Annotated in this window: 13 protein-coding genes; 6 read left to right on the top strand and 7 right to left on the bottom strand. The window is 69.7% G+C overall.

The window, feature by feature from the left end; genetic code table 11:
* Nucleotides 1-44: 44 nt before the first annotated feature.
* Nucleotides 45-422, bottom strand: a complete 378-nt coding sequence (locus tag AB0H32_RS27120; RefSeq protein ID WP_361125234.1) for a VOC family protein — start codon at nt 420-422, stop codon at nt 45-47.
* A gap of 128 nt (nt 423-550) precedes the next feature.
* Here AB0H32_RS27120 and AB0H32_RS27115 point away from each other — a divergent pair, with 128 nt between their 5' ends.
* Both AB0H32_RS27115 and AB0H32_RS27110 read left to right on the top strand, forming a co-directional pair.
* Nucleotides 551-853 carry a cytochrome P450 gene (locus AB0H32_RS27115; protein ID WP_361125233.1) on the top strand — a complete coding sequence of 101 codons (303 nt, stop codon included), beginning with the start codon at nt 551-553 and terminating at the stop codon, nt 851-853.
* A 143-nt stretch (nt 854-996) separates the two neighbouring features.
* Nucleotides 997-3,084 carry an ATP-dependent DNA helicase gene (locus AB0H32_RS27110; protein ID WP_361125231.1) on the top strand — a complete coding sequence of 696 codons (2,088 nt, stop codon included), beginning with the start codon at nt 997-999 and terminating at the stop codon, nt 3,082-3,084.
* A 15-nt stretch (nt 3,085-3,099) separates the two neighbouring features.
* Here the strand turns inward: AB0H32_RS27110 and AB0H32_RS27105 are convergent, their stop codons facing one another.
* Nucleotides 3,100-3,768: a class I SAM-dependent methyltransferase gene (locus tag AB0H32_RS27105; protein ID WP_361125229.1), complete on the bottom strand. Its 669-nt coding sequence runs from the start codon at nt 3,766-3,768 to the stop codon at nt 3,100-3,102.
* Between the two features lie 124 nt (nt 3,769-3,892).
* Between AB0H32_RS27105 and AB0H32_RS27100 the strand changes: the two genes are divergently transcribed.
* Nucleotides 3,893-5,506: a phospholipase D-like domain-containing protein gene (locus AB0H32_RS27100; RefSeq protein WP_361125227.1), complete on the top strand. Its 1,614-nt coding sequence runs from the start codon at nt 3,893-3,895 to the stop codon at nt 5,504-5,506.
* A gap of 128 nt (nt 5,507-5,634) precedes the next feature.
* Here AB0H32_RS27100 and AB0H32_RS27095 read toward each other — a convergent pair whose 3' ends face one another.
* Nucleotides 5,635-6,393 (bottom strand): N-acetyltransferase, encoded by a 759-nt coding sequence (locus AB0H32_RS27095; protein WP_361125225.1) that lies wholly within the window; start codon nt 6,391-6,393, stop codon nt 5,635-5,637.
* A 113-nt stretch (nt 6,394-6,506) separates the two neighbouring features.
* Between AB0H32_RS27095 and AB0H32_RS27090 the strand changes: the two genes are divergently transcribed.
* The 3 genes from AB0H32_RS27090 (at nt 6,507) to AB0H32_RS27080 (ending at nt 8,083) form a co-directional block, all read left to right on the top strand.
* Nucleotides 6,507-6,941, top strand: a complete 435-nt coding sequence (locus AB0H32_RS27090; RefSeq protein WP_361125223.1) for a MarR family transcriptional regulator — start codon at nt 6,507-6,509, stop codon at nt 6,939-6,941.
* Complete coding sequence (locus AB0H32_RS27085) at nt 6,938-7,372, top strand: hypothetical protein (protein WP_361125222.1); 435 nt, start codon at nt 6,938-6,940, stop codon at nt 7,370-7,372. The genes AB0H32_RS27090 and AB0H32_RS27085 overlap by 4 nt, the downstream gene beginning before the upstream one ends.
* Before the next feature lie 291 nt (nt 7,373-7,663).
* On the top strand, nt 7,664-8,083 hold the full coding sequence (locus AB0H32_RS27080) for a hypothetical protein (protein WP_361125220.1): 420 nt from the start codon (nt 7,664-7,666) through the stop codon (nt 8,081-8,083).
* Nucleotides 8,084-8,318: 235 nt separating this feature from the next.
* Here the strand turns inward: AB0H32_RS27080 and AB0H32_RS27075 are convergent, their stop codons facing one another.
* The 4 genes from AB0H32_RS27075 to AB0H32_RS27060 all read right to left on the bottom strand — a co-directional run bounded on the left by AB0H32_RS27075 (nt 8,319) and on the right by AB0H32_RS27060 (nt 12,728).
* Nucleotides 8,319-9,362, bottom strand: coding sequence for a hypothetical protein (locus AB0H32_RS27075; RefSeq protein WP_361125218.1), 1,044 nt, complete (start codon nt 9,360-9,362; stop codon nt 8,319-8,321).
* A 157-nt stretch (nt 9,363-9,519) separates the two neighbouring features.
* Nucleotides 9,520-10,713, bottom strand: a complete 1,194-nt coding sequence (locus AB0H32_RS27070) for a serine hydrolase domain-containing protein (protein ID WP_361125216.1) — start codon at nt 10,711-10,713, stop codon at nt 9,520-9,522.
* A 74-nt stretch (nt 10,714-10,787) separates the two neighbouring features.
* Nucleotides 10,788-12,437 (bottom strand): DEAD/DEAH box helicase, encoded by a 1,650-nt coding sequence (locus AB0H32_RS27065; protein ID WP_361125214.1) that lies wholly within the window; start codon nt 12,435-12,437, stop codon nt 10,788-10,790.
* An 87-nt stretch (nt 12,438-12,524) separates the two neighbouring features.
* Nucleotides 12,525-12,728: a cold-shock protein gene (locus tag AB0H32_RS27060; RefSeq protein ID WP_031161015.1), complete on the bottom strand. Its 204-nt coding sequence runs from the start codon at nt 12,726-12,728 to the stop codon at nt 12,525-12,527.
* Nucleotides 12,729-12,973: the final 245 nt, after the last annotated feature.

Genomic DNA, 12,973 nt, shown 5'->3' with positions numbered 1-12,973 from the left:
TCCGGCCCTCGTCACACGGGGCGTTACCGCCACCAGGCTCGGCGTCAGTGACGGACCAGGCAGAACGGATGACCTGCGGGGTCGGCAAATATCCGCCAACTCCGTCCGTCCATACCGTCGTCCAGCACCCTGGCGCCCTGGGCCAACACCTGTTCCTGAGCACGATCCAGGTCGGCGACACCGAAATCCAGGTGGAACTGCTGTGGCCGGCTCGGGTCCGGCCACAACGGTGGCTGGTACTCCGCTACCCGCTGGAAGGCGAGGACGAGGCCGGACGCCGTGTGCAACGTGGCCCAGTCCGCGCTGAGCGCCCAGCGCCGATCCGGCTGGTTGACACTGCCGCCAAGGAGCGACTGGTAGAACTCGGCGAGTTCACCGGGGTCGGAGCAGTCCAGCACTACGCACTGCAGATCAGCGATCACGGGGAAGATCCTAGGTGGCCATCCGTAGGCCGGACCACTCATTACTGACATCCCCGAGACAGGGCCTGCCCGGATCCCGGCGGGCCGCCGCCGATCTCGGTGAGCGGAACGACGTCCTGTCCCGACTCGTGAGCGCAGGCGCAGGCGCAGGCGCAGGCGCAGGCGCAGGCGCAGACGCGGCCGCGCCGCTCACCGACGGCGAGTTGCGCGGCCAGCTGATCTCCCTCCTCCTGGCCGGGCACGAGACGACCGCCGCCGCGCTGTCCTGGACCCTCTGGGCGCCCGCCCGCCATGACGACCTGCAGGACACGGCCCGGGCTGCCGCGCCGTCCGGTGACGCCAAGTACCTCGAAGCTGTTCTGAAGGAAGGCATCCGCCTGCACACGGTGATCGCGTCGACGAGCGTCCCCTCAGGGGACCTTGACCCCTGAAACCGGCAACCAGTTGCGTGACGGCAGGTACCCAGCGGCCAGCACCCGGCCCGTAAAGGGGCTGACAGCCGCAGGTAAGTCAAGCCTTACTTTCTCGGAAATCCGACTGCATGGTGGGGGCGGTTTGCGAGAAGGGCGGAGTGTTGTCAGAGGCCAAGAGTGGTGCCGCACGCCAGGTGGAGGCGGAGCAGGAGCATGTGTCCGCGATGTACGCCCTGCTGGACGAACAGCTTGCGGACGTGCAGGCCCAGCTTGCGGGCGTGCTGAAGACGCCGGCCAACAGTCCCACGGAGCGGTACGAGCGAGAGGTGGAGGCAGGGCGTCTGGCAGGGATGCTGCACCGGTTCGAGGGGGCTGAGAAGGGACTGGTCTTCGGCCGAGTCGACACGGGGGACGGAACAGCGTTGCACGTCGGCCGTCTCGGCCTCCGCTCGGACGACGGCGACCTGCCGCTTCTGGTGGACTGGCGCGCGGATGCGGCATGGCCCTTCTACGCGGCGACACCGCTGCATCCGATGGGTCTCCGGCGCCGTCGTCACTTGCGCGTCGAGGATCGCGTGGTGCACGCGGTCAGCGACGAACTCCTCGACGGCTCCGCCCCCGCCGCCGACGACGTGGTGGGCGACAGCCCTCTGATGCAGGCGCTGGAGGCGGGGCGCACGGGACGCATGGGCGCGGCGGTGTCAACCTTGCAGGCGGAGCAGGACGCGATCGTACGGTCGGCGCATCGCGGGGTCACGGTCGTGCAGGGCGGCCCCGGTACGGGCAAGACCGTGGTGGCGCTGCACCGGGCGGCGTACGTGCTCTACGCGTTTCCGCGAGCTGCCGAGACCGGCGTCCTCATCCTTGGGCCGAACACACGGTTCCTCGACTACGTCTCCGCCGTGCTTCCCTCGCTCGGGGAGAGCGACGCGGTCCTCACGACCTGCCAGGAGCTGGCCGGAGTGCGGCCGGCCCGCAGGGAGCCGTTCGACTCGGCGCGGCTGAAGGGCGACCTGGTCATGGCGGATGCGCTCGCGGGGCTCGTACGCTCCCTGCAGGCGCCCCGTGGAGACTTCACGGTGCGCATCGGCCAGGAGCGGATGCGACTGCCGCACGGCGCGGTGGCCCGGGCGCGGGACGCGGCTGTGGTCGGCGGCTTGCCGCACAACCAGGCCCGCGAGGCGTTCAAGGAGCACTTGATCGATGCGGTCACCTCGGAGCTGCAACGCGCGATGGCCGAGACCTTGGTACGCATCGACGCCGAGGTGTCGGTGAGTACCGGGATCGACCTCGACCAGGCCGTCGCGGCCGACCTGCTCGCCCTCGGGCTGGACGGCGCACCGGCCCCGGATCCGGCCCAGGAGTTCGATGCGGACGCGACACGGGCAGCGCTGCTGGAGGATGCCGAGGCCGACCGCGCCGTGGAGGTCCTGTGGCCCCGCCTGACGCCCCAGTCCCTCGTACGGAGGCTCCTGACAGACCCTCGGCTCCTGGCGACGCACCTGCCGCCGTGCGCCGCAGGGGAGCGTTCGCGGTTGCTGCAGGATCCCGGCGCCGGGTGGACCGAGGCGGACGCGGCACTGCTGGACGAGGCGGCGGCCCTGGTCGACGGCCCGCCGGACCGCGTCTTCGGTCACGTGGTCGTGGACGAGGCGCAGGACCTCACCGCCATGCAGTGGCGCATGGTCCTACGGCGCTGTCCGGCAAGGTCGATGACTGTGGTGGGTGACTTCGCCCAGGCGGGCCCTGCGCCCACCGCACGCGACTGGCACGACGCGCTGGGCCCGCACCTGGGCACCCGATTCGCCGTCCACACCCTGACCGTCAACTACCGCACCACGGAAGAGATCCTGAACGAAACCCAGGACCTGCTCACCCGGATCGCCCCCGGCCAGACACCGAGCCGCTCGGTCCGTCACGGCGAGAGCCCCCGCCACCTCACGGCGAGTGCTGACGGGCTGCCCGCACTCCTCTCCCGCGAGCTCCGGACCCTGACCGCGGCGTACCCCGGCGAACTGCGCGCGGTGATCTGCCCTGACGCCAGAACCCACGAACTGACCACCTCCACGATCACCGGCCAGGCGCGGCTGATCCCGGCGTCCGAGAGCCGAGGCCTGGAGTTCGACTCCGTGATCGTCGTCCTGCCGGACGAGATCACCACGGCCACACCCAGCGGCGAAAGGGACCTGTACGTCGCCCTCACGCGTGCCACCAAGAGACTGTGCACCATCGGCATCCGGGCGACATGACGGCTGGTTCCCGGGTCAGCCGGCCGGGGACTGCGCTGTCACGATGAGCGTGCCGAGGGCGCCCGGCTCGGGGTTCGGGTGCACCCTGGCGCGGACGCCGGTGAAGCCGTGACGCTCAAGGATCCCGGCCCACTGGTCGGCACTGTACTGCCAGCGGTACACGGTCAGTTCGTCCTCGCGGCCCTCCAGCCACTTGCCGCCCATGCACTGCGCCCCGCACTGGCCGGTGACGGGTTCGCGGTGCGAGAAGGCAAAAGTGCCGGCAGGAGCGAGGCGGCGGATGACGAGGGGGAACAGTTCGTCGGGATCGGTGAACCAGACGGCGCCCCACGTCGAGTAGATCGCGTCGAACTCCCGCGGACTGCTGTCCAGGTAGGAGCACACCTCGGCGTGCACGAAGGCCAAGCCGGTCAGGTGGGACCAGAAGCGGCGGGCACGTTCGACCTGGACGGCGGAGAAGTCGACGGCAGTGACGTCGCAGCCGTGGCGAGCCAGGTAGGCGGCGTTCTCGCCCTCGGCCGGGCCAAGGTCCAGGACGGTGGCGGGGGAGCGGAGCAATTCCGCGCCGGGGCCGCCGTCGTCCAGGCCCGTCCAGTCGAAACGGGTTGCTGCGGGCCGCTCTTGGACGCCGGGCCGGTACTTGTCCCAGTATTCGGCTGCGGTGACGGGCGCTGTGCCGGGCAAGAGGTCCTCCGGGAGCGGTGCGTGTCGGATGCCGTCGAGGAGGCCAACTTACCTGCGCCTCTTCGATGTCGGCTGTGCGGCCACTTGGTCGGAGGCGATATCTACTAGCTGGTAACTTCTATGGATGATCTTTTCGTTGCGCCTGAACCGTCCCGTGCGCGCCACGCTGATATCCGCTCTCGCCCTGGCTGCGCTGCCCGCCGCACCCGCCACCGCCGACGACGCGTCGACCCCTCATCTCGACGCCGTGGAAAGCGCCTTGCGCGAGGTCTCGCCCGGCCTCGAAGGGGACGTGTGGGAGCGGACGAGCGGCAACCGTCTCGACGCGCCGACCGGCGACCGTGCCGGCTGGCTGCTCCAGACGCCCGGCTGCTGGGGCGACGCCGACTGCAAGGACCGTGTCGGCACCAAGCGGCTGCTGGCCAAGATGACCGAGAACATCTCGCGGGCGACGCGGACCGTCGACATCTCCAGTCTCGCCCCCTTCCCGGACGGCGCTTTCCAGGACGCCATCGTCGCGGGCCTGAAGTCCGCGGTGGCCTCCGGTCACAAGCTCAGGGTCCGGGTCCTCGTCGGGGCCGCTCCCGTCTACCACATGAACGTGCTGCCCTCGAAGTACCGGGACGACCTTCGCGGCAAGCTCGGCCCGGCGGCCGATGCGATCACGCTCAACGTCGCCTCGATGACCACGTCGAAGACCGCCTTTTCCTGGAACCACTCCAAGCTCCTGGTCGTCGACGGGGAGACCGCGGTCACCGGTGGCATCAACAACTGGAAGGGCGACTACCTCGACACCGCCCACCCGGTCACCGACGTCGACCTCGCCCTGGCCGGCCCCGCCGCCGGCTCGGCCGGCCGATACCTGGACCGGCTGTGGGCATGGACGTGCAGCAACAAGAGCAACATCGCCAGCGTCTGGTACGCCGCCTCCGGCGGAGCGGACTGCATGGCGGCCATGGAGCGGGACACCAACCCCCGCGCCGTCCCGGCCACCGGCGACGTGCCGGTGATCGCCGTCGGCGGGCTCGGCGTGGGCATCGAGGACTCCGACCCCGCCTCCTCCTGGCATCCGACCCTGCCGGACACGTCCGCCACCCGATGCGTGGTCGGACTGCACGACAACACCAACGGGGACCGCGACTACGACACGGTCAACCCGGAGGAGAGCGCACTGCGTTCACTGATCTCCAGTGCGACCAGGCACATCGAGATCTCGCAGCAGGACCTCAACGCGACCTGCCCGCCGCTGCCCCGCTACGACACCCGCGTCTACGACGCCCTGGCCGCGAAGCTCGCCTCCGGTGTCAAGGTGCGCATAGTCGTCAGTGACCCCGCCAACCGCGGCGCCGTCGGCAGCGGAGGCTACTCGCAGATCAAGTCCCTCTCCGAGATCAGCGACGCGCTGCGCAGCAGGCTCGCCCGGGTCACCGGTGACGAGCGCGGCGCCACGTCAGCGCTCTGCTCCAACCTGCAGCTGGCGTCCTTCCGCAGCTCGCCGAGCGCGAAGTGGGCCGACGGACACCCCTACGCCCAGCACCACAAGCTGGTCTCGGTGGACGGCTCCGCGTTCTACATCGGCTCGAAGAACCTCTACCCGGCGTGGTTGCAGGACTTCGGGTACATCGTGGAGAGCCCCGCCGCCGCCCAGCAGCTCGACACGCAGCTGCTGAGCCCGCAGTGGACCTACTCCAAGGCGTCCGCCACGGTCGACTACGAACGGGGGCTCTGCCAGATCTGAAGTCCCGCTGTCCGCAGGGGAGTCCATGGACAGACGCCGGCATGGACGGTCAGCGGCCATCTCCGTCGGCTTCGACCACCGGCTCCAGGTCCAGCGGCCACGAAGCCCCCTGGGTGTGACGGCGGCGGTCAGCCGGCGTACGGATGCACCTCGTGCCGGATCCAAACGTTGGGTTCGACGTAGACCGCGTGGTCATGCGCGGTGTCACAGCGGACCGGGACGAGGGCGCCGGGTACGTCGATGTCGCCGTCGCTGTCGAAGGGCAGGCCGGTCCACCGACGCCACTGGGCCAGGGACCCGCTGACCGTCATCGATGCCGAAGCGACCCTTTCGACGGTGCCGCCGGCCTTGACGTGCACTCGCAGCCAGGGGTCGGTCGGCAACCCGTCGTCGCGCCGCCGGAGGATGTAGTCGGCCATGGGGACGTGCGGTTCGAGGTGCTTGGCCGTGGGACGGACCGGGGCCAGCAGCACGTTGTGCCCCTGCCGGCCGACGGCGTCCCGCAGTGCGGCCAGCATGCGGTAGGACAGACCACGGCCGAGGTACGCGCTGTCCACCGTGATCTCGAGCGCACTGGCTGCTGTCGGCGACCGCTTGTGGCGCTGGTCGCGGAACGCCCACATGAGCACTTGGTCCCAGCCCTTGTCCGGCGTCTCCTCCCGGCCGTCGTGCCCGGCGTCGAACGGCACACTCAGCCCGCGTGCCACGACGCGGTCACCGTCCGTTGCCACCACGCAGTAGTCGGGGAAGTCCTCGACCACCCGGTCCAGCAGGGCGCCCGCGACCGGATCCTGCGGGATGAAGGCCGGCCAGTTCTCAGCGATCTCGTACATCCGGGAGGTCAACGACGGGCGTTCGGCGAGCGGGGTGATCAAGATGCTGTCCATGTCTGCCACGGCAGGGGACCCTGTCACAGGAACACCCTCATGGCCAGCGGATTGTTCCTGGGCCGCTCCTTTGCGCTTGCCCGGATTACTACGATCTCGTAATATCCGAAATCATGATGTCTGAATCCGTGCCACCCGGACGGTCGGTGCTGCTGACGCTGCAGCGCGCGACCCACGCCACCCTGCACCTGATTGCCACCGAACTTGCCGACCTGGACCTCACCGCCTCCGAGATCAACGCGCTGGCCAACCTGGCCGATGGTCAGGGGCGCACCGTGTCCCAGCTGGGAGCCGCCGTCGGCAGTCGTCCCACGACGCTGACCAGCGTCCTGGACCGGTTGGAACGGCGCGGACACATCACCCGCGGTACGCGGGCCGGCGACCGCCGCTCGGTCCTCATCGAACTCACCGAGTCCGGGCGTGCGGCAGCAGCCCTGATCGAACAGACGCTGGCCGACCTCGAGAGCCGCGCGCTGGGCGGCCTGCCCGCCGAGGCCCTCGCAGGCTTCTACGCCGTTCTGGACGCGCTGGGCGAGGAGGGCGTGTGATCGCCGACGCTCACGCCCCGCATGAGGGATCTTCGCCGTTCGCGGAACTGATGGCAGAGGTCATGGCCACCGCCGAGCGCTTCGGTCACCGTCAACACGTCCACCTGACCTGGCTGGCCGTCCGGCGCTACGGAACCGACGCGGCCGTGGAGCTGGTCGGCGACGGCATCCGGCGCACCGCCCGTTACGCAGGAGCCCCGCAGAAGTACAACGCCACCGTCAGCCGGGCCTGGGTGGAGCTGGTGGGCCACCATGCGAGCCAGTCGGACACCGCCGACTTCGACGCGTTCACCGACCAGCACCCCGCTCTCCTCGACAAGAAGCTGCTCACCCGCTTCTACTGCCCCTCGACGCTGGCCGGCATCCCGGCCAGGACCGGATGGGTCGAGCCCGACCGCGCGTCCTTCCCTTGGCGGCACGCCGACGGGTGACGCTCAACCTGGCCGCCGTTCAGCGGCGGCCCCGCAGTACGTCACCGCGCTGCCGATCAAGAAGGCCGATTGCCGCTGGGGGGCGTTCGGCCGGGCGTGGGCCTCGCCGCCGATCCGAGCCCATGGGACGCATCGGCAACTCGTGACCGCTCGGCTGTTACAAGACAGGGACAAATCGCCGATGAACGCCTGTCTCTCCCATGACGTCGTTTCTAGTGACTACGCCAATCGGCACGTAGGTGTCCTTTGGCGCGAAAAGCTGTTCTCACCTCAGAAAGGGACAGATCTGTGATGGTCTCGAAGCGGCGCTCCCTGCACACCGTCGTCGTCGGCGCCCTGGCCACGGCCTCCCTCGCCCTCGCGGGCACCGCGATGGCGGCCACCCCGGCTGCGCACAGCACGTCTCCCGTCGTCGTGGCGCACAAGACGCCGGCCGCCAAGGCCGGCATCACCGCCACGCCGTCGGTGTCCTCGGTCCGGGCCTGGCAGTTGTTCCGGGTCACGGGCAAGACCACCGGCCTCAAGGCGGGCAGCAAGGTGACCCTGCAGCAGAAGCAGCACGGGAAGTGGGTGAGCCTGCCCGCGTCCGCGCCCATCTCGCGCAACGGCTCCTACTCGCTGGGCGTCAAGCTCGGGCTGAAGGGCAAGAACGACCTGCGCATCGTCAGCGGCACCACGGCCTCACCGGTCTTCAACGTGACGGTCCGCTGAGCTGCGGCGCCATGGCGGTCCTGCTGACCGCCACCGCCACCGGGACGGTCTCACCCGTCCCGGTGGCAACTCGCTCCGGACCACTACTTGGACCTTGTGGTCCCCCAGCCGGTGCCCATCAGGCAAGGCTTCTCCTCGTCCGACGAGGCGCTGTTCGCCGGTGACCTGGCGGCGGGCCCGAATGGTGCTGCTGCCAGTGCAGCGCGAAGAAGATCGCCTGTTCGTTTCGACGCACTCAACCATGGCCCACCGTGCGGGAACGGTCTCGGCTGTCGTGCCTCCAGCGCAGCAACGCGGCCAAATCCCAGACACGTATCGCCCCGTCCCTACCCGCGCTGACGGCGACCTGACGTCCCCGCAGCACAGTCGTCACCACTGCCTCGACGCTGCTCCCGTGGCCGATCAACGGGCCACCGATGCCTGCACCCTCGGCCAGGTCCCAGATGCGTACGGTCTCGTCCTTGGATGCTGTCACTGCGATGCATCGACCGCCGACCGTGCAAGTGTCCATGGCGAGGACGTCATCCTCGTGGCCGGTGATCGGTTCATGGAGCGGCTCGGCCTCGTCGTCGACTGACAGCTGCCATGTGTACAGTTCCCCGGGGTCGGCGGCGGCCACCACGATCGGCCGACCGTCGAGCGGGGCGATCGAGAGAGCCCGGATGGTTCCGTCATCCGGCTCGAAGGAGGCCAGCTGGTCGTTCCGCGCGAGATCCCACACGTCTATCCCCAAGCCGCCGGCCGCCACCAGCGAACGTCCGTCGACCGAGGCCGTGGCGAGACTCCCGATGGCATCTTCGTCCGTGGACAGCTCCAGCGGAGCCGCTTGGCCAGGTCCCCACACCAGGAGGGCGCCACCGTACAGCGTGCCCGTCACGAATCGCGGAGGACCGTCGTCCCGCACGGCGGCGACGGCGCCGAGGTAATCATCGTGATACGTCGTCCCACGAAGCAGCTCACCACTCTCCAAGTCCCAGAAAGCAACCGCCTGTTCATCGCCACCGGCGGCCAGCACCACCCGTCCGCCGGACACGACCGCAGCCACGGAGTCGATACGGTTCCTGGCATCGGGATACTCGGCGGCAAGCGGATCCCCGGCGACGGCATACGCCAAGGGACGCTCCCGCCATACATCCCCCACCGGATTCCAGGTCCACACGGCTCCGTCGAAATCGGCGCACACCACAAGCGGTGCATCACCCGCCCCGACCACAGCGAGATCCATGATCGGGGACGAAGACGGTAACCTGCCGCTCAGCAGCAGCGATGCATCAGTCATGCGGCAGAGAGTAAACCCCGGCTCTGACACCGGGGTTGCTGTGAAGACGGGTCCCTGTGCGCTGTCTTCCCATGATTTCGGCTGATGGATCACGGCATGGTGATGCGTCGCCATGGACGGGCGGATGCAGTGCTGTTGTGGGCGTGAGAGTGGACGATCAGACCTGGCGCGTGGCGGCCGCCCGTGTCACAGCCTCGAGCAGCCGGTAGTTCTCCGGGCCCGCACCGAACCCTGACGGCATGCCGAAGCGGCGGCGGGTGTACGCGTAGGCCAAGCCGCTGCCCGGGTCGGCGAGGGCGAGTGAGCCTGTCGCCCCGCTGTGGCCGAACGCGTCCGGGCCCAGGACGCGATAGCGGCCACTGAGCTCCTCGAAGCCCAGGCCGAAGACGTCCTCGTTCCCGGTGACCAGATCGGTTCCGCGATAGTGGACCCGGGCGAACTCGGTGATGGTCTCCGGCTTCAGCAGCGGCACCCGGCTGTCCACCCCGGAGACCGCCGCGGCGTACATCCCCGCCACACCCCGTGCGGAGCCGACCCCGCCGGACGAGGTGGGACCGAGCGCCCGCACAGCCCGGGTGTTGGCGAAGGCCACCAGATCGGTCGGCGGGGTCGCGTTCTGGTTGAAGGCGATGCCCCTGACACTGTCCGGGGCCGCGGCGTTGGCCGCGAGCTGCTCGGCCTCTTGCGGCGTCGGCAGCAGCGGCAGTACCTCGGCACAGCGCGATTCGAGCGCCTCCGGCAGACCCAGGTGGAAGTCGAGCCCGTACGGCGCCCGGATCCGCTCCTCGTAGATCTCCTGAATCGAGCGGCCGGTCACCCGCCGCACCACCTCGCCGGTCAGGGCGCCGATCACGAAAGCGTGGTAGCCATACGCCGTTCCCGGCTCCCAGAACGGCCGTTGACCGGCGAGTCGCGCGGCCATCAGCCGATCGTCGGCCAACTCACCGGCGGTGAAACCGCCGTCGACGCCAACGACACCGGAACGGTGGGCGAGCAGCTCGCGGAAGGTGAGCCGCTCCTTGCCCTCCGCACCGAACTCCGGCCAGTACGCCGCCACTTCGCGGTCCAGGTCGAGGACGCCTTCCTGGACCAGAAGCGCGACCACGAGGTGGGCGGCACCCTTCGTGATGGAATAGAGGCCGGTCAGCGTGTCCGCCGTCGTACCGGGACCGGCCCACAGGTCGGCCACCCGACGGCCGTCGAGGTGCACCACGAGCTGCGCCTCGGGCGCGTCGCGCATCTCGCCGACGACCGCGGCGAACTCCTCCCGCACGTCCTCGAACCCCGCCACCACGGTCCCGTGCACCCTGCCGTCGTCGTGCGCCACGGCCTGCCCCTCGTCGTTGATCATCTGCGCGGTCGGGAGTACACAACAGCCCTACGCGGGCGGTCATTCCCGCGGCGACAGGAGTTCGACGACGGGGCCTAGGTGGCAGAGGTGCGGCGGCCGCCTCGGCGGTCGGTGCTGCGTCCGCCGGTCCCGGCAGCGCTCCCCGTGGCTTTGCCGGCCGCCGCTCGTCGCCCGGATCCGCGGGAAGCCTTGCCGGAGGCAGCGCCGGCCGCGGACTGGCGGTCGGAACTGCGGCTGCCCGCGCCGACGGCCCCGCCGGTGGCCCCGCCGGATCCTGCCCGGCGGTCGGAGCTCCTGCCTCCCGTCCCATTGGCAGTACCTGTCGCGGCGTTGGCCCCGCCGCCTCGGCGTCGGCGGCCGGACCGCCTGCCGGGCTCGGTGCCGGTCTTCCGGTCCGGGCGGGACGCCGTCGGTGTCGCCGGCTGGGGGACCTCGATGGTGACGGGTACGCCGGAAGGCTCGCGGGCGCCGGTGATGGTGGCCAGTTCCGCGTCGCTGGACGTGATGCGTGCCGTCCGGGGACGGATGCCCGCGTCCGACATGAGCTGGGTGACGTCCCGTTTCTGGTCGGGCAGGACCAGGGTGACCACGCTGCCGGAGCCGCCGGCGCGGGCCGTGCGGCCGCCTCGGTGGAGGTAGTCCTTGTGGTCGGTGGGGGGATCGACGTTCACGACGAGGTCGAGGTCGTCGACGTGTATGCCCCGGGCCGCGACGTTCGTCGCCACCAGCGCGGTGATCTGGCCGCTCTTGAACTGCTCCAGCGTGCGATTGCGCTGCGGCTGGGAGCGGCCTCCGTGCAGTGCCGCCGCGCGGACACCGACGGCCAGGAGTCGCTTGGCGAGCCGATCGGCGGACCTCTTGGTGTCCAGGAAGAGGATGACCCGGCCGTCACGGGCCGCGATGCGCGTGGTGACGGCCTTCTTGTCGGTCTCGTCCTGGACGTGGAGCACGTGGTGCTCCATGGTGGTCACCGCTCCCGCGGACGGGTCCACGGAGTGCACCACGGGGTCGGTCAGGAACCGCTGCACGAGGCGGTCGATGTTGCGGTCCAGGGTGGCCGAGAAGAGCATGCGCTGACCGTCGGGCCGTACTTGCTGGATCAGCTTGGTGATCTGCGGCAGGAAGCCCATGTCGGTCATCTGGTCGGCTTCGTCCAGCACCGTGATGCGTACCTGGTCGAGTACGCAGTCCCCGCGTTCCACGAGGTCGTTGAGCCTGCCGGGACTCGCGACGACCACCTCCGCGCCGCGCCGGAGCGTACCGGCCTGCTTGGTGATGGACAGCCCGCCGACCACGGTGGCCAGCCGGAGGTTCACCGCCGTCGCGTAGGGGGTCAGCGCGTCGGTCACCTGCTGGGCGAGTTCACGGGTGGGCACCAGCACGAGGGCGAGGGGTGCCTTGGGCTCCGCACGCAGTCCAGCCGTGCGGGCCAGGAGCGCCAGCCCGAACGCAAGGGTCTTGCCCGAGCCCGTGCGTCCGCGTCCCAGCAGGTCACGGCCGGCGAGCGAGTTGGGCAGCGTGGCGGCCTGGATGGGGAAGGGGGTGGTCACGCCCTGTGCGGTGAGGGTCTTCAGCAGCCCCGCGGGCATGTCCAGACCGGCGAAGTCCTCGACGGCGGGAAGTGCGGGTGTCGTGCTTTCCGGCAGCCGGAATTCCCTCGGCGACGACGCGGACGGGCGGGGCGACGTGGCGCGCCGGTTCGACTTCTGGGTCCTGCGGGACATGCAGTTATCTGCCTTCCTGGAAACAGCACAAACCGGGGTCCGCACCATGACGGTGCGGGCCCCGGTGAGTGGATACGCGTCCGGCGATCAGGCGGGGACGATGTTCTCCGCCTGCGGACCCTTCTGGCCCTGCGTGACGTCGAAGGAGACCCGCTGGCCCTCCTGGAGCTCACGGAAGCCCTGGGTCGCAATGTTCGAGTAGTGCGCGAAGACGTCCGGACCGCCGCCGTCCTGCGCGATGAAACCGAAACCCTTTTCGGCGTTGAACCACTTCACGGTTCCCTGTGCCATGACTTTCTCCTTCGGTAGGCAGAGGCCCCATCCGGAGACGCCGGAAAACAAATAATGCGCCTGAAGGAGAAACATTCCCGTCAGGCGCACATAGGTTCATGGGTACCACAACTGCAACACCGGAACCTTAGCACAGCTCGGCGTCCGCTCGCCGTGCTGATCGCCCCAGGAAATGTAGGCGACGGCTCCAGCTGATCCGTCAACTGGAGGGCGTCCGGGGCGCCCGCCAGCCTGGCGGGCGCTCG

The organism is Streptomyces sp. NPDC020362 (genome assembly GCF_040642095.1).
In the GTDB taxonomy this organism is placed as follows: Bacteria; Actinomycetota; Actinomycetes; order Streptomycetales; family Streptomycetaceae; genus Streptomyces.
This window is presented reverse-complemented; position numbering and strand designations above follow the sequence as displayed.

Bases quoted from the DNA above. Each gene is read 5' to 3' on its own strand.
- AB0H32_RS27060 (WP_031161015.1), bottom strand. From the start codon at position 12,728: ATGGCACAGGGAACCGTGAAGTGGTTCAACGCCGAAAAGGGTTTCGGT.
- AB0H32_RS27080 (WP_361125220.1), top strand. From the start codon at position 7,664: ATGGTCTCGAAGCGGCGCTCCCTGCACACCGTCGTCGTCGGCGCCCTG.
- AB0H32_RS27100 (WP_361125227.1), top strand. From the start codon at position 3,893: ATGATCTTTTCGTTGCGCCTGAACCGTCCCGTGCGCGCCACGCTGATA.
- AB0H32_RS27095 (WP_361125225.1), bottom strand. From the start codon at position 6,393: ATGGACAGCATCTTGATCACCCCGCTCGCCGAACGCCCGTCGTTGACC.
- AB0H32_RS27070 (WP_361125216.1), bottom strand. From the start codon at position 10,713: ATGATCAACGACGAGGGGCAGGCCGTGGCGCACGACGACGGCAGGGTG.
- AB0H32_RS27075 (WP_361125218.1), bottom strand. From the start codon at position 9,362: ATGACTGATGCATCGCTGCTGCTGAGCGGCAGGTTACCGTCTTCGTCC.
- AB0H32_RS27090 (WP_361125223.1), top strand. From the start codon at position 6,507: ATGATGTCTGAATCCGTGCCACCCGGACGGTCGGTGCTGCTGACGCTG.
- AB0H32_RS27065 (WP_361125214.1), bottom strand. From the start codon at position 12,437: ATGTCCCGCAGGACCCAGAAGTCGAACCGGCGCGCCACGTCGCCCCGC.